The following is a 26,197-nucleotide window of genomic DNA, read 5'->3' as shown; positions in this document are numbered from 1 at the left end:
ATATTAAATAAATATGATTCATCTAATATATATTCTTCAGTTAAAGGACTTAATGTTTCAATTAATTTATTTAAACTTTCTTCTGATTTATTTGATTGATAATTTTTCAAAACATCCTTTAAATTTTTAATATCTTCTGCGAAATCTAAATAAAACCCATATGTGAAATCATAATAATCTGTGAAAGACATTGTTATATCATCTATTAATGAAATATTCTTTGATTCTTCTAAATCATTTATCATTTGTTCCATATTTTCTATTTCGGGATCAATAGGAATTTGTGGTGGTGCTAAAAGAGGAGCAAAAGCAGCCACTATTATAAAAAATATCAATAATATAACTCCTAGCATTGCTGAAGGATTTTTATAGAACTTCCTAAGAGCTCTTTTTAATTCTTCATTCATTTCACTCACCTCACTCGTATCTGATTCTAGGATCGATTAATGCGTATGATATGTCGATTATTAAATTACCAACTATTAACAAGAATGATGAGAATAATAACATACCCATTATTGAAGCATAATCAAGCTGCCCTGCAGCTTTTGCTGCAAAACTTCCAATACCTGGTCTAACAAATATAGTCTCAACAATAATAACCCCCATTATTAAACCAATAATCATAGAACCAGCAACAGTTGCAACAGGAATTAAAGCATTCCTTTTTGCATGTTTATTAATAACTACTCTTTCAGATAAACCTTTTGCCCTTGCAGTTCTTACATAATCTTTACTTAAAACTTCTAGCATTGATGATCTTGTAATTCTGATTAAATATGCCCACCATAAGTAGGATAAAGTTAAAATTGGTCCAATTAGATGTCTTAATCCGTCCCAAAAAACATCTAATCTTCCATTTAATAATCCATCAATCGTTATCAATTTTGTATATTGATGAAAGTCTGGAGAATTAATTATTTGTTCAATTTCCAGACTAATTCTTCCAGGGGGGAACCAACCTAGCCAACTATAAAACACCATAAGGATAATTAATCCGAATACAAAATCCGGAAATGACCAACCTACTATAGAAAAAATTCTAATGGCATGATCCTGCCATTTATTTCTATGAAGTGCCGCTTGAACTCCAAGCCAAACACCTAAACCTATAATTGGGAAAATAGAAAATAATGCTAATTCTATTGTGGAAGGAAGTCTGTGAATAATAGCTTTAAAAACAGGTTCTTTTCCAACTATTGACCAACCTAAATCACCTTGAGCTACAGATCCAATCCATTTTACATATCTTGTAAATGGATCCTCGTTAAGCCCATATTTTTCTTTTACCATTTCTAACTCTTCGACTGACATTTTATCTAAAGAGTTAGGATCTACATAGGCTGCTAACAGTTGGTCTTCTCCAAGCAATTGCATCATGGAGAAAACTATTAGTGTAACTCCAAACATTATAAGAGGTAATAGTAATAACCTCCTAATAACATACGCCGTCATACAAGCACCTCCATAGTAAATATTATATAAACCAATATATTATATCATAGAAATATAACATTAAAAATACAAAAAAATAAGGGGAAGGCGCATCCCCTCCCCTTTATTCAAAAATAAAAGTTATTACTTTAAAAATTTATATTATTCTTCTGATTTCCAATAGTGATAATAATCATCACCTGGTCTAATTGAATTTGGATACCAACCTTTTAACCATTTTCTATGAACCCTTACACCAACTGGTTGATATAATGGAACACCTAAACCTTCCCTAATTACAAATTCTTGTACTTTAATATAAATTTCCTCTCTAGCTTTGGGATCTACTAATGATGATGCTTCAGAAATCATTTCATTTAATGATTTACCACCAAAGAATGCTTGTGGTGCATTTGCAAATTCAGCATATTTATCTCCAAAGTAGTACCCATAGTCACCATCTGAATGATAGAATGTATAAATGAAGTTATTTGGATCTGGATAATCTGCTAACCAACCTAAGATATATAATGGCATTTTTCCATTTTTTCTAGCATCTAAGAATGTTGGCCATTGAACCCCTCTAACTTCTACTTGGAATTTAGCATTGATTTTCTTTAAAGAATCCGCTAATAATTCAGCAGCTTTTTGTCTAGCAGCATTACCTGTGTTGTAAAGAATTGTCATTTTGAAACCTTTTCTCCATAATTGACCTCTGTAAGCTCTCTTGAAGTATTTTGTAGCTTCAGCTAAATCAAATTTTGGTTTAGGTAATTCATCTGAATATCCTAAGAAACCTTTAGGCATTGCTGTTGGTACTAATTCTCCGTATCCATCTAATACATCATCAATCATCTTTTTGTAATCAAATGAATAAATAAATGCTAATCTTACATTTTTATCTGCAAAGAATGTTGTAGGAATACCATTTCCATCTAATTTACCGCTTCCAATATATGGTGAATCTGGTTTTACTTGCCAATTGAAGTTTAATGTTGTAACTGATACACTTGGTAAACCTTCAATAATTTCAATATCAGGATTTCCTTTAATTTGATTTAAATATTGTGCAGGTACAGCTACGATATCTGCTTCACCTTTTTCTAATAATGCTTTTCTTGTTGACCATTCATCAACACCCCAAATAACTACATTTTCAACTTTTGCAGGGCCTCTCCAGTATTCTGGGAATGCTTTTAAAATAACTTTTTGTTCTGCTCTATTCCATTCTACTAATTCATATGGACCTGAACCGATTTCTTTTGCATACAATGGTGAATCTTCTTTTTTCCAATCATGAAATTTCCACCATCCATCTTCTTTACCATCCCATAATCCTAAATCCATTGCAGCTTTGCTATCCAAAATTGCACCCCATGATGACCCTTGAGCAATAATATTTAAGAAATATACTTTAGGTGCTGCTAAATGGAATACAACGTAATCTCCATCAACTTCTACTTTTGAATCAATATACTTTTTGTAGAAGTCTAATAAAATTTGTTTTGCTTCATCGCTTACAGGATTTTTATCAGCATCAACTAAATCTGACCATGAATGACCAGTTAAACCTTTAACTGCTGATTTTAAGCTGAAGTAATCTCCAAAAAATACTTCGTATAACATCCAGATAGGTCCTCCACCAGGATTTCCTATTAAAGCTCTTTCAAATGTGTATTTAACATCATAAGGAGTTAATTCATTTCCACTGTGAAATTTAACGCCTTTTCTAATTTTAAATTTAACTGTGTTTCCGTCAATTTCCCATGATTCTGCTAATCTTGGTAAGAAATCGCTTAAACTTGAGCCATCATATTCAATAAGATTATCATATACATTAAAAATAACCTCACCACTAGCTGTATCATATGCTTGATGTGGATCTAATGTGTCAGGCTCACCAATAGTTACATCAACTATAGTGTTAGGATTCATAACTTCTGCAAATGTGAAAATAGAAAATACTAATAAAAGTGCTACTAAAAGTTTCTTCATACAGTCCCCTCCTTGTATAAAATTTATTCCGGATATATTTTACCACAAAAAACATAAAATTACAAATACTTTATCAATATTTCTTTAGAGTAAATCATCACTTAAGTTATTATCTTTTATATTTCATTACCTTAAATCTTAATATTTTAAAAATCTTTATTAATACAAAAAATCTTTCATTTACTATATTTATCTCCATATCACAATTTTTTATTTTAATTTACTCTTTTTATTCATATCTTAAAGCATCTACTGGATTTAGTCTCGATGCCTTTACCGCAGGATATACTCCAAAAAACAACCCAATAGCACCTGACACTATAAATGCTAATATTATCTGATTAATATCAAAAAACGGTTCTATATTGATAAATTTGCCAATAATATTTGATAAATAAATACCTGAAAATATACCTATCACTCCTGCAGTTATAGTTAAAAATATTGATTCCGTTAAAAATTGCATTAGAACATTTGAATTTGTTGCACCTATAGCTTTTTTTATACCAATTTCTCTTGTTCTCTCTGTCACAGAAACTAGCATAATGTTCATTATACCTATACCACCAACTAATAAAGAAATACCTGCTATTGCACCTAAGGTTAAATTTAACATTCCTGTTACCTGATTTATAGTTCCTAATATTTCTTCTTGGCTAATAATAACATACGCCTTTTCATCTTTAAATCTAGAATATAGAAAATTCTCTAATTCATTTTTTGCCTCTTCATTTAATTCACTAGAATTAGCTTTTGCAAAAAATTGATTCACAACATCAATTTTTACAACTCTTTTATCCATTGTTTCATAAGGAATAAAAATTGTATTATCCACATTTAAGAATAATTTAGAACCTGTAGGTTTTATAACACCAATTATAGCAAAATTTATACTACCTTTATTTCTACTCAATTTTATTGTTTTACCTATTGGATTTTCATCATTAAACAACTGTTCTGCTATAGAACTACCTATTACAGCTACTTTTAAAATTCCATCATTATCTAATTCATTTATCATTCTACCTTTTTCTACTTCCAAGCTAAACATTTTAATAAAATCTGGAATCACACCATAAAATTGAGCATTTATCTCATTAGTTGCATATTTAAAAGTCCCACCACTAGAAAAGCTTGGAGTAATATTAGTTAAAAATTGAGCATTCATCCTTAATTCTTCTAAATCTGCTGTGGTTAATTTATAATATCTAGAACCTTTTGCTATCACAAAAAATATATTTGATCCCATAGACTCTATTTCACTTTTAACGGAATATGTTGCTCCATTTCCCAGAGATAAAACTATTATTACAGCTAACACTCCAATAATAATACCTAACATTGAAAGAAAAGATCTCGTTTTATTATAAAATAAAGCCCTTAAAGCTTCTTTCATCATTTCTATTATCATAAGAAACTCTCCTTTTGTATCTTACCATCTTTCAAAAAAATATTATGATTACCCAATTCTTCTAATTCTGGGTCATGAGTAACAATTATAACAGTCATACCTTTATTATTTAATTCTTTAAAAATTTTCAAAACTTCTTCTCCACTTTTTGAATCTAAGTTTCCTGTTGGCTCATCTGCTAATATATAACTAGGGTCATTGGCTAAAGCTCTAGCTATTGCTACCCTTTGCATTTGACCACCTGATAATTGTGTTGGCTTATGATGTAATCTATCTCCTAATCCTACCAATTCTAACAATTCCTTTGCTCTTTTTTTCCTTTTGATATGTGGTATTCCTTTATAAATCATTGGCAATTCAACATTTTCCAAAGCTGTCATTCGGGGTAATAAATTAAATTGTTGAAAAACAAATCCTATTTTATCTCTTCTAACCTTTGCTAATTTATTATCATCTAAATCACTAACTTTTATAGAATCAATATATACTTCACCACTTGTAGGAATATCTAAACAACCCATAATATGTAAAGTAGTTGACTTACCCGAACCAGAAGGACCCATAATTATTACAAATTCTCCCTTTTTTATTTTAAAATTTATTCCATCTAATGCTTTTACTTTCACTTCACCCATATCATATATTTTTTTTACGTCTTTAACTTCAAATACAATATCATTCATTTATTCACCTCATTTCCTTAATACTCTGCCGGTAGGTATAGGTGATTTTTTTAATGTACTGCTTTTAGAATATTCTATTAAAACAACATCTCCTTCTTTTAACCCTTCTACAACTTCTATAAAACTTTCAGTAATTGTTCCTACTTTTATTTCTATTTTTTCAGGTTGACTTTGATTATTTTTTACTAATACATATGTTTTACCTTCTAGAGTTTTTAATGCTGACAATGGAATTTTCAATATATTTTCCTTACTAAGAGCATATATTTGTCCTTCTGCTGATATTCCTGAGAAAATTTTAAAGTTAAAAACATTTTTCTCAGCAGTTCTCATTATATTTGGTTTTTTATTTAAAACCTTTTTTTCTTCTGAAGAATCATATATTTTTGAAGAATTTGTTAGCCCTGTAGAATTTAATATTAAATCCGCCCTTATTTCTGCAACGGTCACATTATTTGAGGTTAAATCACCAGATGAAATATAATTTACGACAGCCATTATAGGTTTATTAAAATACCCATCAATAGTTAAACTTAATTTTTGTCCAACTTCAACTTTTGGATAATCTATTAAATCAATATATCCAACAAATTCATATTTGGATTCATCAATAATTACACCTATAATACTGCTTGTCCCTATTGAATTACCTAATTCAACATCAAAATTAATTAATTTTCCTGATATAGGAGCTTTTATTATTGTACTCTCAAATTCTTTTTTACTTTTTTCATACTGCGCTTTTTTTATATCTTCTTCTAAGGTCCCCTGACCTTTTACAGATTCATATGATTGTTTTGCATTTAAATAAGCAATATAGTAATTTTTATCATCTATTTTTAAAATGGGATCTCCTACATTAACATAATCACCATCTTTTTTATATATCTCAACTATTTTTCCGCTAATTTCTGGATATAATAATCTATATTTTTTTGGTTTTATATGACCAGAAACATCTATTACTTCAGTTAAATTACCTTTTTGAACTGGATATTCTATATATTCTTTTACTTCATCATTTTTAGAATTATCTACTCTTCTGTTATAAATTCCTATTCCTATATAGATTATTAATATAACTATTATTATAATTGTTATATATTTTTTCATTTCGATTCCTCCTCAAGAAACTGAATTAAATCAATTCCTAATAAATTATATATATTTAGTTTTTGAATAAATATATCAAAATTTCCCTTTTCATATTCCAAAATAGATTGATTATAATACAGCTTATATTTTTCCAAAGAATCTTCTGAAATTAATCCTTTTTCAAATCTTTCTTTTGCCATTTCATAATCTATATTTTTTATTTCTAAATCTAATTTTTTACTCTCTAATAGTAACTCTAATTTTTTTAAATCTTCTGTATAATTATTTAGTTGTTTGTTTATTTCTTTCAATTTATTTTCATATTCTTTCTTTGCTATTTGATATTCTAAAATAATCTGATTTTTTTGAAAATCTCTATAGCCTCTATTATAGATAGGATAGGAAAAATTTAAATAAGCGGATGTCCTTAACTCTTTTTCATCATTATTCGGAGGTGTTTTATAATTAAAATCAAATGAAACACCTATCAAAATATCTGGTAAATATAATCTATATATACGATTTCTTCTAATTTCACTTAATTTTACATTTAATGATTCGGCAACTATATCATATCTTTGAAATACAATTTCTGTAGAAGGTAATGATAAATTTATTATATTTATTTTTCCATAATTATATTCTTTATATTCTTCATAATTTTTATTCGCATTTAATAACGCTATTTCAGAATTTAAAAATGATTTTCTACTATTTAAATAATCTATTTTATTCAATAATCCGTTTTTATATTTTTTTTCGTTATTTTCAAACTCTCTTTTTTGAATTAAATATAATTTTTGTTGAATCATATACAACTCAGAATAATAATTATTGTTATAACCTTTTGTTATATAATTTATAAAAAGTAAATTTTTTGTATTTAAGTAATTCCATTTTGAATTTAAAGTGTTTATTTCCTTTAATAAAATATCTTCATCTTTTTCAGAAAAAATTTCTTTTGATATTGAAAATGAATATGTATCTCTCCAGTCATCCCATATTCGATTTGAAAAATTTGTATTTAAAGAAAAATTAATATCAAATATGTTAGAAGTAATTCTAAAAGGAATTGATAACGATGATGATTCAGATGTTTCTGATTTTAAATACTGAAAAGATCCATTTTCTATTGAAATATTAGGTAATATCGTTTCTTCAAGAATTTTATTTTCTTTCGATTGATTAAAAATTTTTAAAGCATTTAAATACTGAGTGTCATTAAGAACTTCATCTTTTATATTTTCAAACCAATTTGAAAAACTAAAAACAGGTATCATTAACAAAATAAATAAAATTTTTTTCATTAATTACACCTCATTTAATTTCAATGAGTTCTATTAATTTTTTATTTATATCTTCCTTAAAATAATTATATAAATCTATATACTTCAAAACTAAACCCATTCTTTTATTATTTATTTGTGAAATTGCTGATAAATATGATATCTTTGATTGATTATACTGTGATTTTTCTATTATTCCATTATTATACCTTTTTTCGGAATCATTCAAAATTTCTTCTAAATATTTTAAATTTATTTCTGAAGATGCTAAATCTAGTTTAGATAAATTTATATCATTTATTAATTGTTTTATAGCTCTTATCTTTGATATTTTTAATTCCTCTAAACTCAACTGTTTTTTTCTTAAATCAATTTCTTTTTTCTTTAATTCGGATCCTGTTAAAAAATCTTTTGTAGCATTATATTCATTTAAACTAATTTGATAAGATATCTGTTGCATCAAATAATCATAATCCTTATTTATCAATTCTAAAATTTCATCATCCATTAATTTAGGTATATCAGGAAAATTAGTTTTTATTTCATAGTTTATAGTAGCTTCATCAGATTTTGTAAATAAACTAAAATCTTCAAATGTTTTTATTAATGAAACCTTAGCGTTTTCAAAATTATATTTTGCATTTTTAAAACCATATTCTGAATTTAATAAAGATGAATGAGATATTAGATTCTTTTTATATAAATTTAATGAATCTTCATAATTTTTTTTAGCATTTTCAAAGCTTAATTGTTTGATTTGAACATTTATTTGAGCATTTTTTAAGTTGAATAAATAATTAACCAATGATTTTGATATATTTATTTTAGTATTCTCATAATTTCTCATTATTGAAAAATACATATTTTGAACATTTAATTTTGCTGTTGTACTATTTGCAGTTATTTTTGAATTCTCATAATCGATCATATCATTTTCATAATTTAAATCATTTAAAAGATAATCTGTATTTTTTTTAACCACCGAATCCAATATATCTGCAGTTGTAAAAGAAAAAACACTTAAAGAAAATAATGATAAAATAACTAAAAATATACCTTTTTTCATTTTCTCACTCCCTTTTTATTTTTTGATTGTTAATTATATAACACATTCCTTAGAAATTCCTTAAAATGAATAAATGATTATAGAAATTCGGGTAAGATATATCTACTAATTTAGGATTATCCAATATAATTCCCTCTTCGCTAATTAACCCTGTAATAGAAAACATCATAGCAATCCTATGATCGTTATATGTATTTATTTTACCTCCTATTATTTTTTGTTTCCCTTCAATTTCAAAACCGTCTCCAAGTTCCTTTATTTTAATCCCTATTTTTTTCATATTATTAACTACAGATATTATTCTATCGCTTTCTTTCACTCTTAATTCAGATGCATTTTTTAAAACTGTTTTACCTTTTGCATGCGCACCTATTAGTGCTAATAATGGTAATTCGTCTATAGCGTTTGGAATATATTCTTCAGGTATAGTAATTCCTTCTAATTCATTGGATGTCTCAACATATATATCACCTACAGGCTCTGGATTGGTCTCTTTTATATCATAATCTATATTTGCTTTCATTTTTTTTAATATTTTTAGAAACCCTATTCTTGTTGGATTTAAATTTACATTTTTTATTTTTATTTTAGAATTTCTATGCAATATACCAAGTGCTATAAAAAATGCCGCTGATGAAAAATCTCCTGGCACTTTGAAAATTAAACAGGATAATTCAGATTTTTCCACTTGTATTTTTTCATCAATTTTGATTTTAGCATTCATATATTTTAATAACCTTTCAGTATGATCTCTTGAGCCTTTATCACCTTTAATTATTGTTTTACCTTCTGAATTAATACCTGCTAAAATAATAGCTGACTTTACCTGCGCTGATGGAATTGGCAAAGTATATTCTATACCTTTTAATTTATCTCCTTTTATTATTAAAGGCATTAACCCCGTTCTTGATTCAATATTTGCTCCCATTAATTCTAACGGTTCAATAACTCTTTTCATTGGCCTTTTTGACAATGATTTATCTCCATATAAAATAAACAACCCGTTCTGAGAGGATAAATATCCACTTAACAAACGGGCTGTTGTTCCTGAATTACCACAATATAATGGTTTTTCTATATCTTTTATTTTTCTGGGATATACCTCTAATTTTTCAAAATCCCCTTTAAAAATAATTCCAAGTTTTTTTAAAATATTATATGTTCTTTTTACATCTTTAGAATTTAAAACATTGTATAATATGCTTTTTTCTTTAGCTATAGAAGACAATATTAAAACTCTATGTGATAACGATTTATCAGGTGGTACTTCAATTTCCCCTCTTATTTTTTTTATAGGTTCTATTTTCAATTAATATCAACTCCAAAGCATTTTGATATTTTTTTTATTTCAACTATAATTTTTTCAAACTCTATAAAATTTAAACTTTGTTTTCCATCTGATAATGCTTTTTCAGGATTTGGATGAATTTCAACCATTACCCCATCTGAACCAACTGCTAATGTTGCTTTAATCAAATCTGGTATTATATCTCTTCTCCCAGCAGCATGACTTGGATCTATTATTATAGGCAAATATGTTTCTTTTTTTAATACAGGAATTGCTGATATGTCTAATGTATTTCTCGTTTTTGTTTCAAAAGTTCTTATTCCTCTCTCACAAAGAATAATATTTTTATTTCCTCCGTATGCTATATATTCTGCAGAATATAAAAATTCTTCTATTTTCATCATAAATCCTCTTTTTAATAATATAGGTTTAGTTAATTTTCCCACCTTTTTTAATAGTCCATAATTTTGAGCATTTCTTGAACCTATTTGAATAATATCTGCACATTCATTCACAATTTCTAAACTATCTTCATCGAGAGCCTCTGTAATTATTTTTAAATTATATTTTTCTGCAGCTAACTTTAAATATTCTAAACCTTTCCTACCTAATCCTTGAAAAGAATATGGCGATGTTCTAGGTTTGAATACTCCTCCTCGCATGATTTTTATATCTAATTCTGATAGAAAATGAGCAGTTTCTTCTATAATTTCCTTACTTTCAACAGAACACGGACCAGCTATAATAGAAAAATAATTTTGACCTATTTTTGTATTATTTAAATTTATAATTAAATCATTTTCGTTATTCTTTCTTGAGACTAGCTTCAAATCCATTTTTCATTCCTCCACATTATTATTTAATAATTATTATATCATCTTTTATTTAAAAAACAACTCAAATATTTATTAAAAAAAGCCTGCGCTTTCGCACAAGCTTTAATTTTCAAAAAGTATCCAAGAAAAACCATATGGATTTAACAAAACTTTAGATATTTTGTTTTTTTCAAATAATTCTAAACCTTCCTTTATTAATGGAATTTCTTTTGACACATTTGTTAAATTATGAAAAGACCATATCATTCTATCTTTATATTTCTTTTTTACAACATATAACGATTTATCTTTAACAGGTATAATTTCACCTTTCTGTTCAAAAAATTCTATATATTCCTTTCTTATATTTAACATATTTTTTATTTCATTAAAAACAATATATTCTTTGTTTTTTTTATCATTTAATTTATTCATAACATAATTCCAATTAATAGGACCTCTATTTAAAAATCTAGAATCTTTAAATCCTGTTATTTTTGTCATTTTTTCATAAAATTCATAATCATTTTCTACAGCAATTTCATCACCATAATATATAATAGGAGAACCTTCAGTTGAAAATAACATTGAGAAAGATAATAATACCTTATTAATATCTCTATCCATTAATTCATATAGTCTTCCAGATATTCCTTCTCCTTCCCTGAATGACCATAAATTATCCTTTAAATAGTATTTATTCATTTTTTCTCTTTCTTCTTTAGTTACAAATTCAAGAGTTAATTCATCATGACATCTTAAGAATGTAAACCATCTGCAACTCTCAGGTATTTCTGGAGTATTTTCTGGTTTTAATGTTTCTAATATGTGTGTATAATCTTTTTCCGCAATTGTTAAGAAAAATTTGGGCATAATGGGAAAATGATACCCTGCATGACATTCATCACCATTACCAAAATATTCAACTACATCATTTGGACTCAAATTAGCCTCAGCAATTAAAATACTTCCTTCTTGAACGTAGTCTAAAGCTAATCTAAAAATTTTTAATATTCTGTGTGTATTTGGAAGATTCTCACAATTTGTTCCTTCCTCTTTCCATAAAAATGGGGCTGCATCCATTCTAAATCCATCTACACCCATTTTTTTCCAAAAAACTAAAATTTTTATCATTTCTATTAAGACATTTGGATTTCTATAGTTTAAATCTGGTTGGAATGGATAAAATCTATGGAAATAATAGTCTTTAGTTTTTTCATTATACTCCCAATTACTATTTACCATACCTTTAAATAATAACCTTGCTTCGCTGTATTTATTTGTATCTTCATTCCAAATATAATAATTTCTATATGGAGAATTTTTTGAACTACTTGCGGATTTAAACCATTCATGTTCATTAGATGTATGGTTTATAGCTATATCAAAAATTACCTTAATTCCCCTTTTGTGAGCTTCTGATAAAAATAATTTAAAATCCTCATTCGTTCCTAAATCTTCTCTTATTTTATAATAATTTCTAATATCAAACCCTTGATCTTTTAGCGGTGAATCCAACACTGGTAATAACCATAATGTATTTATCCCTAAATCATTTAAATAGTCTAATTTAGTTATTAAGTTTTTAAAGTTTTCCGAAAATAGATCAACATATAATGAGTAAATAACAGCTTTTTTATACCATTCTTTATCTTCAATTGATTTATCTAATTTTTCAGAATTTAAAAATTCTATTAATTCATCAAGTTTATATTCATTATTATATACTTCTTTCCATAATTCTTTAATTTTTTCAACCATGTTAACACTCCTACCTAGGAATTTCTATTTTAGAGTAATCTCCTACTATTAATTTAATTGTTTTTGGTTTACCATCTGAATGAATTACTGTTGCATTTGCACCTATAACACTTGAATCCAATCTTGTTTCTAAATTAGCTATTGTTGCATTATCTAAAACTATTGAATTTTCTACTTCTGCACTTTCTATTGTTACATTATTTCCTAAACTCGTATATGGTCCAATATAAGAATCTGAAACTAATACATTTTCACCAATAATAATTGGACCTCTAATAACACTATTTAAAATTCTTGACCCTTTTCCAATAACAACATTTCCTTGAACAGTTGAGTTTTCATACACTATCCCCTCATTAATACTTTCTTTTAATTGTTCAAGAATTTTTCTATTAGCTTCAATAAGGTCTTGAGGTTTCCCTGTATCTTTCCACCATCCATACACTATATGTGCTCCCACATTTTTATTGTTTTCTAACAACCATTGAATTGCATCTGTTATTTCTAATTCTCCACGCCATGAGGGTTTTATGTTTTTTATAGCTTCAAATATTATAGGTTTGAAAATATATACGCCAATAATAGCTAAATTTGAAGGCGGATTTTTAGGTTTTTCAATAACTTTTACTACTTTATCATCTTTTAAAACAGCAATTCCAAACCTTGAAGGATCTTCAACTGGTGTTAATAATATAAATGAATCCATATTTTGTGAGTTAAAATCTTTAACAAATTTGCCCAAATCTACTGTTACTAAATTATCTCCTAAATACATTAAAAATTCTTCTTCTTTTAAAAATTCTTCTGAAATTGCAACAGCATGAGCTAAACCTTTAGGTTCTTCTTGAACAATATAAGTTATTTCTAACCCCAATTGTGATCCATTACCTAATGTTTCTTCAAAATCTTTTTTGTTATCAGGATTTACTACAATACCAACTTCATTAATACCAGCCTCTTTGATCACTTCCAAACTATATACTATAGTAGGCTTATTTGCTATAGGTATTAAAGGTTTAGCATTTGTAAAAGTTAATGGTCTTAATCTTGTACCTTTTCCTGCACATAGTATTAATGCTTTCACTAAAACACCCCCTGTATAATTTTAACTAATTGACTATGAATATATGGATTTGAGTATATATTTTTTTTATTAAATATATTTGTTTTATTTCCTTCATAATCTGTAATAATTCCACCAGCTTCTTTTACTATCATATATCCTGCAGCAACATCCCAGGAATTCCCCTTTACAGAAATAAAAGCATCAAAATGACCTGTCCCCACATATGCTATTTGTAAAGCTGCTGTACCTAATAATCTTATTCTCATAACCTTTGTTTCTAATGCTTCAAAGTATTCATATGTTTTACCCCTAATATTACCCATAGAAATCATAGCATCATCTAGATTTTTTGCCCAATTCGGAGTAACTCTTACATCATTTAAATAAACTCCTTTATTTTCTTCTGCTATTATTATTTGGTTTATTACAGGGGCATATATTATACCATATTTTGGTTCATCATTTTCAACATAAGCAGCAGAAATACAAAACATAGGTAATTTTTTCGAAAAATTCACAGTTCCATCAATAGGATCTATTACCCAATATCCTTTAGTTTTCGGTTTATTATTTTTACCGCTTTCTTCTCCTAAAAATCCTATTTCAGGAAATTTTTGAGTTAATGAATTGTATAAAAATTCTTGAACCCTTAAATCTAAAGATGTAACTAAATCATGTTTTGAACTTTTTGAACTAATGGAAAATTCTTCTTCTCTCCATTTTAATAAATTTTTACCCACTTCAATAACTTTATTTTTCAAAAACTCAAATTCTATCATTTTTTCACCTGCTTAACTAAAATATTATTTAATCCTGTTTTAATACAAACTCCACACAAACTGCATACATCCCACCTGCAATCTCCTGTTAATACTTCATTTTTTGCATTCTCTATCTCATCGTTTATAAATTCTTCTTTTAACAAAATGTCAATTACTTTCCAGGGTAATTCACTTGCTTTAATTTTATCAAGATATAATTCCGTATTTATACCTAATTCATTAATCTTTCTTGCCCATTTTCTAAAATCAAATTCTTCATCCCATTCATCGAAAATTGCATTTTCTTCTAATGCAACCTTATATATTAATTCTGATAATATTCTATCTCCTCTTGATAATAAAGCTTCTATTAAGCTTACATATGGATCATGAACCTTTAGTTTTGCAAATTTTTTTACTTCATTTAATATCTTTATTTTCTCTTTAATTTCTTTAGGTTGATAAAATCTTTCTTTTTCAAAAGGAGTATGTGGTTTAGGAATAAATATCGATACATTAACTGTTATATCTTTTATTTTTGTAATATGTTTTATTTTTTTAGTCAGATCAACTATTGCCCTAACATCATCTTCCGTTTCCGTAGGCAGCCCTATCATAAAATATAGTTTTATTCGTCTCCAACCAGATTTTTTAGCATATTCTACAACATTTAAAATCTCTTCTTCTGATATATTTTTATTAATTACATCTCTTAATCTTTGAGAACCAGCTTCTGGAGCAAAAGTTAATCCTGTTTTTCTTGCGCCAGATATTTTACTTCCTATTTCAATACCAAATTTATCAACTCTTGATGATGGAAGGGATATTGATATCCTATTTTCTTTCAAAAAAGGTTCTAATTTATTTAAAACCTTTTCTAAATCACTATAATCTAATGTACTCAAAGATAATAATGATAACTCATTATAACCTGTCTTTTCTAAAGTTTTTAAGGATAATTTAATTATTTCATCTGTAGTTCTTTCCCTAACTGGTCTGTAATAAAATCCAGCATGACAAAACCTGCATCCTCTATTACATCCTCTCATTATTTCAACAATAGCCCTATTATGAATAGTTCTAATTTTAGGAACAATTTGTTCAACTGGGAATTCAACATTATTTAAATCTTTTACTTTACGTATTTTAATTCTATTTTCATATTCAGGTATTACAAAACCGGACTTAGTTTCTTTTATTGTATAATATTTTGGAACATAGAATCCGGGAGTTTCGTGTAATTTTTTTATCTTTTCTTCTCTCGATATATTTTGAGATAATATTTTTATTAAATCATCTATTACTTCTTCTCCATCACCATTATAAAACCCATCAATAAAATCCGCAATTGGTTCAGGATTTGATGCACAAGGTCCTCCGGCTATTATAATAGGATCTTTTTCAGTTCTATCCTTGGTATAAATAGGTATATTACCAAGTTTCAATGCATGTATTATATTGGTGTATGACAATTCATATTGGAGTGTAATACCTATTAAATCAAGTTTATTTACTGGAGTAAATGTTTCAAGTGTATATAATGGTATATTTGAATTTTTCATTTCTTCAATCATATCTTTCCATGGTAAAAATATTCTTTCTGCAAAAACATTTTCTTTTCTATTAAATGAATGCATTAATATCTGAAACCCAGTATGAGACATTCCAACTTCATATAAATCAGGGAACATTAATCCTATTCTAATTTTATTTTTCGTATTTTTTATTATATTATTATATTCTCCACCTATATATCTTGCTGGTTTTCTTACTCTATGCAAAACTCCTGATGAAAACAACCATTTAGCAATATTCATTAATTTTCCTCCAAACTTTATATTATTTTTAATACAATCCTAAATCTAATTATAAGCTATTTATTTTAATTTTGTGTAAGTATATCACAATAGTTTTTAATATGTGTAAATTTTTGAAAAATATTTTTGATTATATCTTTTATTTATTTATGTTAAATATGATATAATAAATTGTAACCATATAAAAAACAGGGGGTGTTGGTATGAAAAAAATTTTTGTGATCATTTCTATTTTATTGGTTTCTTTATTTGTTTTTTCAGAGGATGTTATAACATTAAATCTAATTGAAGCCTTTTCTAGTCCATGGAGAACTCCCACATTAAATAAAATTATTGAGATGTTTGAAACCTTAAATCCTGGAGTTAAAATTAATGTCATTTCGCCACCTTATGAAACTGCTTATCAAAAAATTAATTTAATGGTTAGCACTGAACAACCTTTAGATATCGTAGAAATCGGGGATTGGAATTTAAGCACTTTAGCTGCTATGGGAAAATTAGAAGATTTAACTCCTTACATAAACGATTGGTCAGAAAAACATGATTTAATAGATGGTGTTTTAGAAACAGCAAGTATTTACAAAAATACACCATATCTTCTACCTCATGGTATATTTGTAAAAACACTATTCTATAGACCAGATGTACTATCAAAATACGGATTTAAAAACTACCCTAAAACTATGCAGGAAATGTATAATATGGCAAAAAAACTTACTGAATCGGGAAAAAATCAGTATGGATTTGATTTTAGAGGAAAAGGATACCCTACTGCATTTATAGACATTGTTGTAACTTCTTTTTTTGATGATATAGATCCTAATAATATGTATTTAACAAAGGATGGACAGATTATATTTGAAGATCCTAGAGCTGTAGAAGCCTTGAATTTTTATGTAAGCCTATACAAAGATACATCTCCAAAAGATTCTGTTAACTGGGGATGGGATGAGCAAGTTAACGCTTTTGTTTCTGGCATCACTCCATTGCTATTCCAAGATCCTGATACTACAGGTATGCTAAATGAAATGTTGAAACCTGGTCAGTATAAAACAGCTCCATTACCTGTTGGTGTAAGTGGAAAAGCTTATCCAACATTTGGATTTGTTGGTTGGGGAATCCCAACATATTCTAAACATAAAGATTTAGCATGGAAATTCATTAAATTCGTAAGCTCTCCGGAAATTAATGGTTATTGGAGTAAAAGTTATGGTGCATTACCTATATTAAAATCTGTTTATAAATATGATGCGTATTTTAGTTCAAATATTTTTGAAGGATGGACAGAAATGTTTAAAGATTCAGAACACTATCAATTTACACAATACCCACTAGATAATGAAAATTGGGGAAAATGGAATGAATTCCAAGAAAAAACTATGCAGCAAGTTCTATTAGGAAAACTTTCTGTAGTAAGATGTTTAAAACAATGGAGCGATTTTTGGAAAGATGCTGGTATTAAATAGGTGATTAAATGAAACACAAAAAATTTATTTTCTTTATGTTATTACCAACAATTCTTTTAATTTCATTTATTATATTATACCCCACAATAAGTGGGGTTTTGCTTTCTTTCAAAAATTATTCTGTCTTTAATTTCGGTAAAATACAATGGATTGGCTTTGAAAATTATAAAGAAATTTTTTCTGATATTTTTTATATTGATGTAGTCTTAAATACTCTAAAATGGATTTTCTTTTCTGTTATTTTTCAACTATTTTTTGGATTTATTCTCGCTTTATTAATGAAAGAACCATTTAAGGGAAGAGGATTATATGCAGGCCTTGTTTTTTATCCATGGGCAATATCTGGTTTTGCTATTGGCTTAATATGGTCATGGTTACTTAATGGCCAATTTGGAGTAATAAACGATATATTATTACGAATGGGAATTATTAAAGAAGGTTTTAACTTTTTATCTGATCCATCATTAGCAATGTTTTCCGTTATCTTGGTAAATGTATGGTATGGGATTCCATTCTTCGCTATCATGATTTTAGCTGCTTTACAATCAATTCCAAATTCATTATATGAAGCTGCTGAAATTGATGGTGCAGGTTATTTTACAAAACTTTTTAAAATAACTATCCCCTATATTAAACCTACATTAATAAATACTGTTTTATTAAGAATAATATGGGTAATGAATTTTCCTGATGTTATATATGGAATGACACGTGGTGGTCCTGCAGGTAGTACAGAAATACTATCAGTAAAAATGATAAATACTGTTTTTTATGAATCTAATTATAGCAAAGCTACTGCTCATGGTGTAATTATTGTAACAGTTCTTATTTTATATACAATAATGTATTTAAAATTAACTTCTAAGAAGGAGTTCTCGCTATGAAGAAAAAAAACATATGGCAAATTTTTAGATTTGTATTATTAGCACTATTTTTAGTATTTGCAATATTCCCACTTTATTGGATCATACTAACTTCTTTTAAACCTGTATATGAATTATATACCTTTCCAATAAAATATTGGACAAATAATCCTAGCTTATATGGTTATAGAAAATTATTTGAATTTGTTAATTTCAAACAATATTTTGCTAATAGTATTATTGTATCGTTATCAGCTTCTTTTGTTTCCACTATTTTTGCAATGTTAAGTGGTTATGTATTATCACGTAAAGAATTTAAGTGGAGATATATTGTTGTTTTATATTTATTTTTCTCTCAAATGATTCCATCTTATTTGATTATGGTTCCACAATATGTTATGTTTTCAAAATTACATTTAATAAATAAACTTATTAGTATAATAATAGTATATAGTGGATTTGGCGCAGCATTTAGTACAATAATGGCTAAAGGTTTTTTTGATAGAATACCAAAAAGTATAGAAGAAGCTGCTTTAATTGATGGATGCAACGAAATACAATCATTATTTAAAATAACTATTCCTTTAATGCTTCCAGGTCTGTCAGCTATTCTAAGTTTTTCATTTGTCAATAATTGGAATGAATTATTTACAGCTGTTATGTTTTTAAATACTTCTGATAAATATACTGTACCTGTAGGATTATATTCTATAGTATCAAAAGCTGGAATTCAATGGAATGTATTATCAGCAGGTATTGTAATAGCGCTTTTACCTACAATAATAGTTTTTTCCATTTCACAAAAATATATTATTTCTGGTTTAACTCAAGGTAGTTTAAAAGATTAATACAAAAAAATCCCGGCTTTCACCGGGATTTTGGTTTTTATATATTAATTTATTTTTTTAATAATTACTCAACGCTATATTGTAATCTATATAAATCATAATATATTCCTCTTTTTTGCATCAATTCATCATGAGTTCCTTCTTCAACTACTTTCCCCTTATGTACAACTAAAATTCTTTTAGCTGTTTTTATTGTTGATAATCTGTGAGCAATTGAAATTATTGTTACTTTACCTATAAGATTATCCATCGCTTTTTGTATTAAATATTCTGTTTCAACATCTATGTTTGCTGTTGCTTCATCTAAAATTATTATTTTTGATTTAAATATCACAGCTCTTGCTAAGGCTATTAGTTGTCGTTCTCCTGCTGATAATGTACTACCTCTTTCTAAGATTTTTGTATAATATTTATCTGGAAATTTTTCTATCATTTCATGCGCATGAACTTGTTTTGCAGCTTCTATTACTTCTTCTTCACTTATACTTTCATCAAATATTCGTATATTATCAAGAATAGTTCCTGTGAATAAAAATACATCTTGTGGAACTACAGCAATTTGTCTTCTTAACGAATGTAAATCATAGTCAATTAAATTTTTTTCATCAATATATATATTACCCATTTGTGGTCTACACAATCCATTTATTAATTTTATAATAGTAGTTTTCCCTGATCCAGTTTCTCCAACTATTGCTATGTTTTCTTTAGCAGAAATTTTAAATGATACATTTTTTAAAATATAATTTTCTTTCTCATATGCAAATAATACTTTATCAAATCTAATACTACCATCTCTTATTTCTTTGTATTTTCTCTTTCCAAAATCTTCTTGATCTAATTCTTTTAATTTAAAGATTTTTTCAGCTGAAGCGAAAGCATTTTGTAATATATCATATTTTTCCGCTATATCAAATAATGGTCTAAAAAACATATCTATATATGAAGTAAAGGCAACTAAAACCCCAAAGGATACAATATTTTGTTTGAAAAGTTTCGCACCAAACCAAAATAATAACGATAATGTTATATAATACATTACATTCATCATTGGTCTAAATAAACCATTTAAAATTATTTGTTGCATTCTCGACTTATATAATTTATGACTCAAATCATAAAATTCTTGCCTTTTTCTATCTTCTTGATTAAATGCTTTTGTGACATTTGCCCCAGAAATATTTTCTGCTAAAAACGAATTTGTTGCAGATATTCTTGTTCTTGTTCTCGAATAAATTTTTTTATCAATAATTCCAAATATCCATGTTGCAACGACTATTATAGGAAACATCACTATCACATATGAAGTTAATTTTATATTCATTTTAAACATGACAATAATAACTCCAATTATTATTGCTACATCTTTTGTTAAACTGGTTAGAACATCTGTAAAAAATTGTGATAGATTTTGTGTATCATTTACTGTTCGTGTTGTAATTTTCCCAGTTGGATTTTTAGTAAAAAAATCCAATGGAACTGAAAGAAGATGTGAATACAACTCATCTCTTATATCATATATTACTTTTTGTCCCAGTAAATTAGAAAAAATTACCTGACCATAATTAAATAATAGTTGCCCTAAAAAAAGAGAAATTATTATTAATGTATATTTAGCAATATCATCTAAAGCTTTGTTTTTTATTTTATCAACAAACTCTTCGCTTACATTAATTTTTTCATTTTCATTAACCATATAATATTTATTATCAATTTTTTTTAACTGATAATCCCCTGTAGGTGATGATTGAAAGGTATCGTCTACCTTTGAAAATTTATATGCTGAATTTATTACATTATCTATTACATATCTCATTACACCTGGAATAGTTAGATCAATTATCGTTGATGAAAATAAAAAGAAAAATGATAATATCAAAATTATATAATATTTTTTCATGTACATCCATAGCATTTTAAATATTTTTAAATTAGAAATACCCCTTTGGTTTTCTTCTTTTAATATATCTGTATGAGCTGTTCGCATATTATTCCTCCTCTAATTTTTCTTCTATTAGTTGTTTCATATACATGCTATAATATGCACCTTCTAATGCTAATAGTTCATTATGGTTTCCATATTCTATTATTTTACCATTTTCAAATACATAAATTCTATCAGCATTTCTAACAGCTTTTAGCCTATGAGATATAACAATCATTGTTTTATTAATTACATTATTTCTTAGATTATTAATAATAGCTTCTTCAGTTTCAGTATCAACTGCAGAAAGACAATCATCTAAAATAATAAACGGAGCATTTTTTGCTAATGCTCTTGCTATTGAAACTCTTTGTTTTTGCCCACCTGATAATGTAACACCTCTTTCACCAACTAATGTTTTATATTTTTCTGGCAAATCCATTATATCTTCATGAACATTAGCTATTTTTGCATATTTCGGAGCTTCTGATACATTTTCTGGATATGCAAAACTTATGTTATCTTCAATAGCCATTGAAAAAAGAAATGATTCTTGGGGAACATACGCAATATTATTTCTTATTATTTTTGAATGCAATTTGTTTATATCAATTCCATCAATAAAAATTGTATTATCTTCTACAGGATAAAATTTTAATAATAATTTTGGAAGTGTCGATTTCCCAGAACCTATTTTTCCAACAAATGCTACCATTTCGCCTGGATTTATTTCCATATTTATGTCTTTTAAAGCATATTTATCAGTATTTGGATATTTGAATTTTAAATTTTTTATTTTTATATGCCCTTTAAATTTGTAATTTTCATTTATTTCTTCTGGTTCTGTAACACTAGATTTAGAATTTAAAATCTCCATTAATCTCTGATAAGATGCTTTTCCTCTTTGCAAAATATTGACAACCCATCCAATAGCCATCATGGGCCATACCAACATACCTATATATGAATAAAACATAACCAACTGCCCAAAGGTTATTTCATTATTTATTACCATTTTCCCACCAAAATATATTGCAAGAACTCCTGATAATGATGCCAAAAATTGTATTAATGGAAACATCAATCCCCAAGTTTTTATTAATTTCATTTGAGCATCATAATATTTTTGTGATCTTTCATTAAATCTTCTTTTCATTGTTTCTTCTAAAGAAAAAACTTTAACTACATGTATTCCAGCATAACTTTCTTCTGTATGGTCTGATAAATCAGATATTGTTTTTTGTAAGTTCTTAAATAAACTTCTAATAGCTTTCCCAAAAAACAATGTTATTATACCTATTATAGGCAGTGGTATTAATGATAATAATGTCAATTTAGGATTTACAAAATTAATCATAGCTATTATTGTAATTGTAGACATAAATGCTGTATCAATAAGCATAACTATTGAAGGTCCCATAGCCATTCTTACTGCATTTAAATCTTCTGTAAATCTTGTCATTAAGTCTCCTGTTCTCCATTTGTCATAAAAATCATAGGATTGATCCAAAATATGTGAAAATATTTTATTTGCAGTTTTAAACTCAAATAATCTTGATGTGCCAAAAATAAAGAATCTCCATATAAATCTTCCCATCATAATAGAAATTGCTAATATTATTATTGAATATATAGATAATTTTATTGCTTCAAAATCTTTTACTAATTTTAAATCATCCATTATATTACCTATCTTTTTTGGAATATAAATTTGCATATAATCAATAATTAATAAAAAAATTATCCCTATTAAATATCTCCACCAATTTTTCTTAATAAATTCTTTAATTATAATAATCCCTCCTATCATTGTTTGTATTACAAACAATTTTATCATTTTTAAGGAAAAAATTCAATATATAAAGAATTATTAAATGAAATAAAATTAAGGAGGAAAAATCAATGCTAGAAGTACTTGAAAATAAAATAATAGTTTTTTGGTTTGAAAATTTTGCTAGTAATGTAACTGCGGTGGAATTAAGTGATGAAGTGATACTAATAGATTCATCATTATATCCTGAAAAATTAAAAAAAATTATTGAAATAGTCAAACTAAGAACAAAAAAACCTGTAAAAAAAGTTTTTTTAACTCATCATCATCCAGACCATTCTTTTGGAGCTATTTTTTATGGAGAACTTGAAATTATTTTATCTGAAAAAACGCTTGTAAAATTATTTGAATATAACGAAGAAATTTTAAAAAAAATTTCTGAAGAATCTGGTTTTAAATTTACTAACATACAAAATAGATTGTCCAAATGTAATTTTAATGTATTTAGAAATGATAATTTAAATACTTCTTCAAAAACCATTATTAGTGCTATTTCTTTAGGAGGACATACCGAAGATTCCTCTATTTATAAAATTTATCCAGAAAATATTTTAGTTGCAGGAGATATTATAGTTTCTGGAATTCACTCAGAATTAAATGAAGCAAATATAGATAATTGGATAAAAATTTTAGAAGAATTAAAAAAACAAGGAATACAAAAAATAATACCAGGCCATGGAAGACCCGGTAATTTTGGATTAATAGAAAATCAACTAAATTATTTAAATACTTTTAAAAAGTATGGAAAGGAGAAAACATTAAAAAGATACAATAATTATAAATATCCAGAATTACTTTTGAATTTTTAATAATCTTTTTTTTATAAAACTGGTATCATAAGGAATTATATTAACTTTTATAATTACCACTTTTTTACTATTAGAATTAAAAAATTCTATTTTTTCTAGAATATAATTATCTAATTCTTTTTTTAGAAAAATTTTCATTTGAGTGTAATCAACACCTAAAAACTTTAAAGCTGTTTTAGATTTCGGATAATAATAATATATCTTATTATTATTATCATCGATTTCCCTAACAAAAAATTTATCTCTTGAATAGGTTATCGATAAAACATTTATAAAATTTCTAAAAATTTCTAAATTATTTTTAACCCCATTATATTTATCAACATCATTTTTTAATTCCGTTAAAAATTCATCTTTATGCAAATTATAATAATATTCAACACCTGATAAAATAGTTGGTTTAGATATTTTAAAATAAAAATATTTGAAATTATTTACATATAAATCCATCAAAATTGAGGTGGGGGTTGAATCCACCTCAAATTTTATATTCAATTCCATTTTAAATTCATTAAGTTTAGAGTATTTTGTAATCAAATCAATAAAATTATCAGCAAACATAAGATTTATTAAAAAAATATAAAATAATATTATTATTATTCTTTTTTTGCTCATTTTAATGCTCTCAACCTTTCCTCTAATGAAACTATTTCTGTAATTCTTACCCCAAAGTTTTCATCTATAACTACAACTTCTCCACGAGCTATTAATCTTCCATTTACATATATATCCACTGGTTCTCCAGCTAATTTATCCAGCTGAATCATTGAACCTTGATGAAAATTTAATATATCTCTTAAAGAATATTTTCTTCTTCCTAATTCTACAGATACATTTAAAGGAATATCAAATAATAATTGTAATTTTTCAAGATCTATATTTTCAGTAGGTTCAATTGGCTGTCCAGAAATTGAGCCAAATGTTTTTGGTTGTACATTAACTTGTTGTTCAGGTGGAATATATCCCATTGGTTGTTGCATTGGCATTTGTTGTGGATATCCCATTGGCTGTTGCATTGGCATTTGCTGTGGATATCCACCTGGTTGTTGTGTTGGCATTTGTTGTGGATATCCCATTGGCTGTTGCATTGGCATCTGCTGTGGATATCCACCTGGTTGTTGTGTTGGCATTTGTTGTGGATATCCCATTGGCTGTTGCATCGGCATTTGTTGTGGTTGCTGTGTTGGCATTTGTTGTGGTTGCTGTGTTGGCATCTGCTGCGGTTGCTGTACTGGTTGTTTTTCCTCAATATCCACTTTTTGAGCTTCTAAAACCTTATCTTTTATATTATTCGCAATATCTAAAGGTACAAATTGCCACATTTCCCCCTCTTTTAATCCTTGAATTCTTAATTTAAATTTAATACCAATTATTGTATCTGCAGCTCCTTCTAATTCAGGCGGAAATGTTGAACTAGGATCGTCAAAATCTATAACTTGAACTTCTGGAGGTGTAATATCAACCTTTGAATTTAAAAATTCTGATAAAGATGTTGCTGCTGCTCCCATCATCTGATTTATAGCTTCAGCCAAAGCACTTATTGAAATTTCATCAAATGTTTCAGGAACATTTTCACCAGTTCCTCCCATCATAAGATCAGCAATAACAGATGAAATGCTTGCTGGAAATAAGAAAAAATTAGTCCCCTGTAATCCCTCTTTATAATTAATTGATATTATTAAATACTTTCCTGAAAATTGATTTTTTATTTCTGATTTCAATAGTGTAATAGGTGTAGGACTAGATATATCAACTTTCCTTTTTAATAAAGTTGATAAAGTAGTAGCTCCTGCACCCATAGCAATATTTCCAACTTCTCCAACTAAATCTAATATTATAGGATTTATATCTTTTCCTCCTGAAGAAGGAATATTATTTGTTTTTTCATTTTTTGGAGTATTTCCTTCTTGATTTAGCCCTTGCAGCAATGCGTCTAATTCTTCTTGAGATAAAAATTCATCTGACATAAATTACACCT

The 26,197-nt window shown here is 26.9% G+C and carries 21 protein-coding genes; 4 read left to right on the top strand and 17 right to left on the bottom strand.

From position 1 onward, the window contains the following. Nucleotides 1–417: 417 nt before the first annotated feature. The 13 genes from ACYQ44_RS01175 to ACYQ44_RS01115 form a co-directional block, all read right to left on the bottom strand. Nucleotides 418–1,455: an ABC transporter permease gene (locus ACYQ44_RS01175; protein WP_459994645.1), complete on the bottom strand. Its 1,038-nt coding sequence runs from the start codon at nucleotides 1,453–1,455 to the stop codon at nucleotides 418–420. A gap of 141 nt (nucleotides 1,456–1,596) precedes the next feature. Beyond that, nucleotides 1,597–3,429: an ABC transporter substrate-binding protein gene (locus ACYQ44_RS01170; protein ID WP_459994644.1), complete on the bottom strand. Its 1,833-nt coding sequence runs from the start codon at nucleotides 3,427–3,429 to the stop codon at nucleotides 1,597–1,599. A 229-nt stretch (nucleotides 3,430–3,658) separates the two neighbouring features. Then, nucleotides 3,659–4,840 (bottom strand): ABC transporter permease, encoded by a 1,182-nt coding sequence (locus tag ACYQ44_RS01165; RefSeq protein ID WP_459994643.1) that lies wholly within the window; start codon nucleotides 4,838–4,840, stop codon nucleotides 3,659–3,661. Next, the gene (locus ACYQ44_RS01160) at nucleotides 4,837–5,523 is read right to left on the bottom strand and encodes an ABC transporter ATP-binding protein (RefSeq protein WP_459994642.1); all 687 of its coding nucleotides are present in this window, start codon (nucleotides 5,521–5,523) and stop codon (nucleotides 4,837–4,839) included. The genes ACYQ44_RS01165 and ACYQ44_RS01160 overlap by 4 nt, the downstream gene beginning before the upstream one ends. A 9-nt stretch (nucleotides 5,524–5,532) precedes the next feature. Next, complete coding sequence (locus tag ACYQ44_RS01155) at nucleotides 5,533–6,636, bottom strand: efflux RND transporter periplasmic adaptor subunit (protein WP_459994641.1); 1,104 nt, start codon at nucleotides 6,634–6,636, stop codon at nucleotides 5,533–5,535. Beyond that, nucleotides 6,633–7,925, bottom strand: coding sequence for a TolC family protein (locus tag ACYQ44_RS01150; protein WP_459994640.1), 1,293 nt, complete (start codon nucleotides 7,923–7,925; stop codon nucleotides 6,633–6,635). The genes ACYQ44_RS01155 and ACYQ44_RS01150 overlap by 4 nt, the downstream gene beginning before the upstream one ends. Nucleotides 7,926–7,935: 10 nt before the next feature. Further along, a complete protein-coding gene (locus ACYQ44_RS01145; protein ID WP_459994639.1) occupies nucleotides 7,936–8,970 on the bottom strand; it encodes a TolC family protein in 1,035 nt (344 codons plus the stop codon). Between the two features lie 49 nt (nucleotides 8,971–9,019). Beyond that, nucleotides 9,020–10,279, bottom strand: a complete 1,260-nt coding sequence (gene aroA, locus ACYQ44_RS01140) for a 3-phosphoshikimate 1-carboxyvinyltransferase (protein ID WP_459994638.1) — start codon at nucleotides 10,277–10,279, stop codon at nucleotides 9,020–9,022. After that, nucleotides 10,276–11,094: a 3-deoxy-7-phosphoheptulonate synthase gene (gene aroF, locus ACYQ44_RS01135; RefSeq protein ID WP_459994637.1), complete on the bottom strand. Its 819-nt coding sequence runs from the start codon at nucleotides 11,092–11,094 to the stop codon at nucleotides 10,276–10,278. Before aroF ends, aroA begins: the two co-directional genes overlap by 4 nt. A gap of 102 nt (nucleotides 11,095–11,196) precedes the next feature. After that, a complete protein-coding gene (locus tag ACYQ44_RS01130) occupies nucleotides 11,197–12,834 on the bottom strand; it encodes an alpha-amylase family glycosyl hydrolase (RefSeq protein ID WP_459994636.1) in 1,638 nt (545 codons plus the stop codon). A gap of 10 nt (nucleotides 12,835–12,844) precedes the next feature. Continuing rightward, the gene (locus ACYQ44_RS01125) at nucleotides 12,845–13,918 is read right to left on the bottom strand and encodes a glucose-1-phosphate thymidylyltransferase (RefSeq protein WP_459994635.1); all 1,074 of its coding nucleotides are present in this window, start codon (nucleotides 13,916–13,918) and stop codon (nucleotides 12,845–12,847) included. After that, complete coding sequence (locus ACYQ44_RS01120) at nucleotides 13,918–14,679, bottom strand: inositol monophosphatase family protein (protein ID WP_459994634.1); 762 nt, start codon at nucleotides 14,677–14,679, stop codon at nucleotides 13,918–13,920. The genes ACYQ44_RS01125 and ACYQ44_RS01120 overlap by 1 nt, the downstream gene beginning before the upstream one ends. Then, nucleotides 14,676–16,478: a TIGR03960 family B12-binding radical SAM protein gene (locus ACYQ44_RS01115; protein WP_459994633.1), complete on the bottom strand. Its 1,803-nt coding sequence runs from the start codon at nucleotides 16,476–16,478 to the stop codon at nucleotides 14,676–14,678. Before ACYQ44_RS01115 ends, ACYQ44_RS01120 begins: the two co-directional genes overlap by 4 nt. Before the next feature lie 203 nt (nucleotides 16,479–16,681). On the opposite strand from ACYQ44_RS01115, the gene ACYQ44_RS01110 reads away from it, so the two are divergent. From ACYQ44_RS01110 to ACYQ44_RS01100, 3 genes are read left to right on the top strand one after another with little or no spacing between them, the layout of a single operon-like run. Next, a complete protein-coding gene (locus ACYQ44_RS01110) occupies nucleotides 16,682–17,944 on the top strand; it encodes an ABC transporter substrate-binding protein (protein WP_459994632.1) in 1,263 nt (420 codons plus the stop codon). An 8-nt stretch (nucleotides 17,945–17,952) separates the two neighbouring features. Then, the gene (locus ACYQ44_RS01105; RefSeq protein WP_459994631.1) at nucleotides 17,953–18,828 is read left to right on the top strand and encodes a carbohydrate ABC transporter permease; all 876 of its coding nucleotides are present in this window, start codon (nucleotides 17,953–17,955) and stop codon (nucleotides 18,826–18,828) included. Next, nucleotides 18,825–19,655, top strand: coding sequence for a carbohydrate ABC transporter permease (locus ACYQ44_RS01100; protein WP_459994630.1), 831 nt, complete (start codon nucleotides 18,825–18,827; stop codon nucleotides 19,653–19,655). Before ACYQ44_RS01105 ends, ACYQ44_RS01100 begins: the two co-directional genes overlap by 4 nt. A 64-nt stretch (nucleotides 19,656–19,719) precedes the next feature. Here the strand turns inward: ACYQ44_RS01100 and ACYQ44_RS01095 are convergent, their stop codons facing one another. Further along, the gene (locus tag ACYQ44_RS01095; RefSeq protein ID WP_459994629.1) at nucleotides 19,720–21,642 is read right to left on the bottom strand and encodes an ABC transporter ATP-binding protein; all 1,923 of its coding nucleotides are present in this window, start codon (nucleotides 21,640–21,642) and stop codon (nucleotides 19,720–19,722) included. Nucleotide 21,643: 1 nt separating this feature from the next. Next, nucleotides 21,644–23,389, bottom strand: coding sequence for an ABC transporter ATP-binding protein (locus tag ACYQ44_RS01090; protein WP_459994628.1), 1,746 nt, complete (start codon nucleotides 23,387–23,389; stop codon nucleotides 21,644–21,646). Nucleotides 23,390–23,481: 92 nt separating this feature from the next. Between ACYQ44_RS01090 and ACYQ44_RS01085 the strand changes: the two genes are divergently transcribed. Then, on the top strand, nucleotides 23,482–24,219 hold the full coding sequence (locus tag ACYQ44_RS01085) for an MBL fold metallo-hydrolase (protein ID WP_459994627.1): 738 nt from the start codon (nucleotides 23,482–23,484) through the stop codon (nucleotides 24,217–24,219). Here the strand turns inward: ACYQ44_RS01085 and ACYQ44_RS01080 are convergent. Both ACYQ44_RS01080 and fliY read right to left on the bottom strand, forming a co-directional pair. Further along, the gene (locus ACYQ44_RS01080; RefSeq protein ID WP_459994626.1) at nucleotides 24,202–24,834 is read right to left on the bottom strand and encodes a hypothetical protein; all 633 of its coding nucleotides are present in this window, start codon (nucleotides 24,832–24,834) and stop codon (nucleotides 24,202–24,204) included. The genes ACYQ44_RS01085 and ACYQ44_RS01080 overlap by 18 nt on opposite strands. After that, nucleotides 24,831–26,186, bottom strand: a complete 1,356-nt coding sequence (gene fliY, locus ACYQ44_RS01075) for a flagellar motor switch phosphatase FliY (protein WP_459994625.1) — start codon at nucleotides 26,184–26,186, stop codon at nucleotides 24,831–24,833. Before fliY ends, ACYQ44_RS01080 begins: the two co-directional genes overlap by 4 nt. Nucleotides 26,187–26,197 lie beyond the last annotated feature (11 nt).

This window comes from Marinitoga arctica (assembly GCF_054657315.1).
This window is presented reverse-complemented; position numbering and strand designations above follow the sequence as displayed.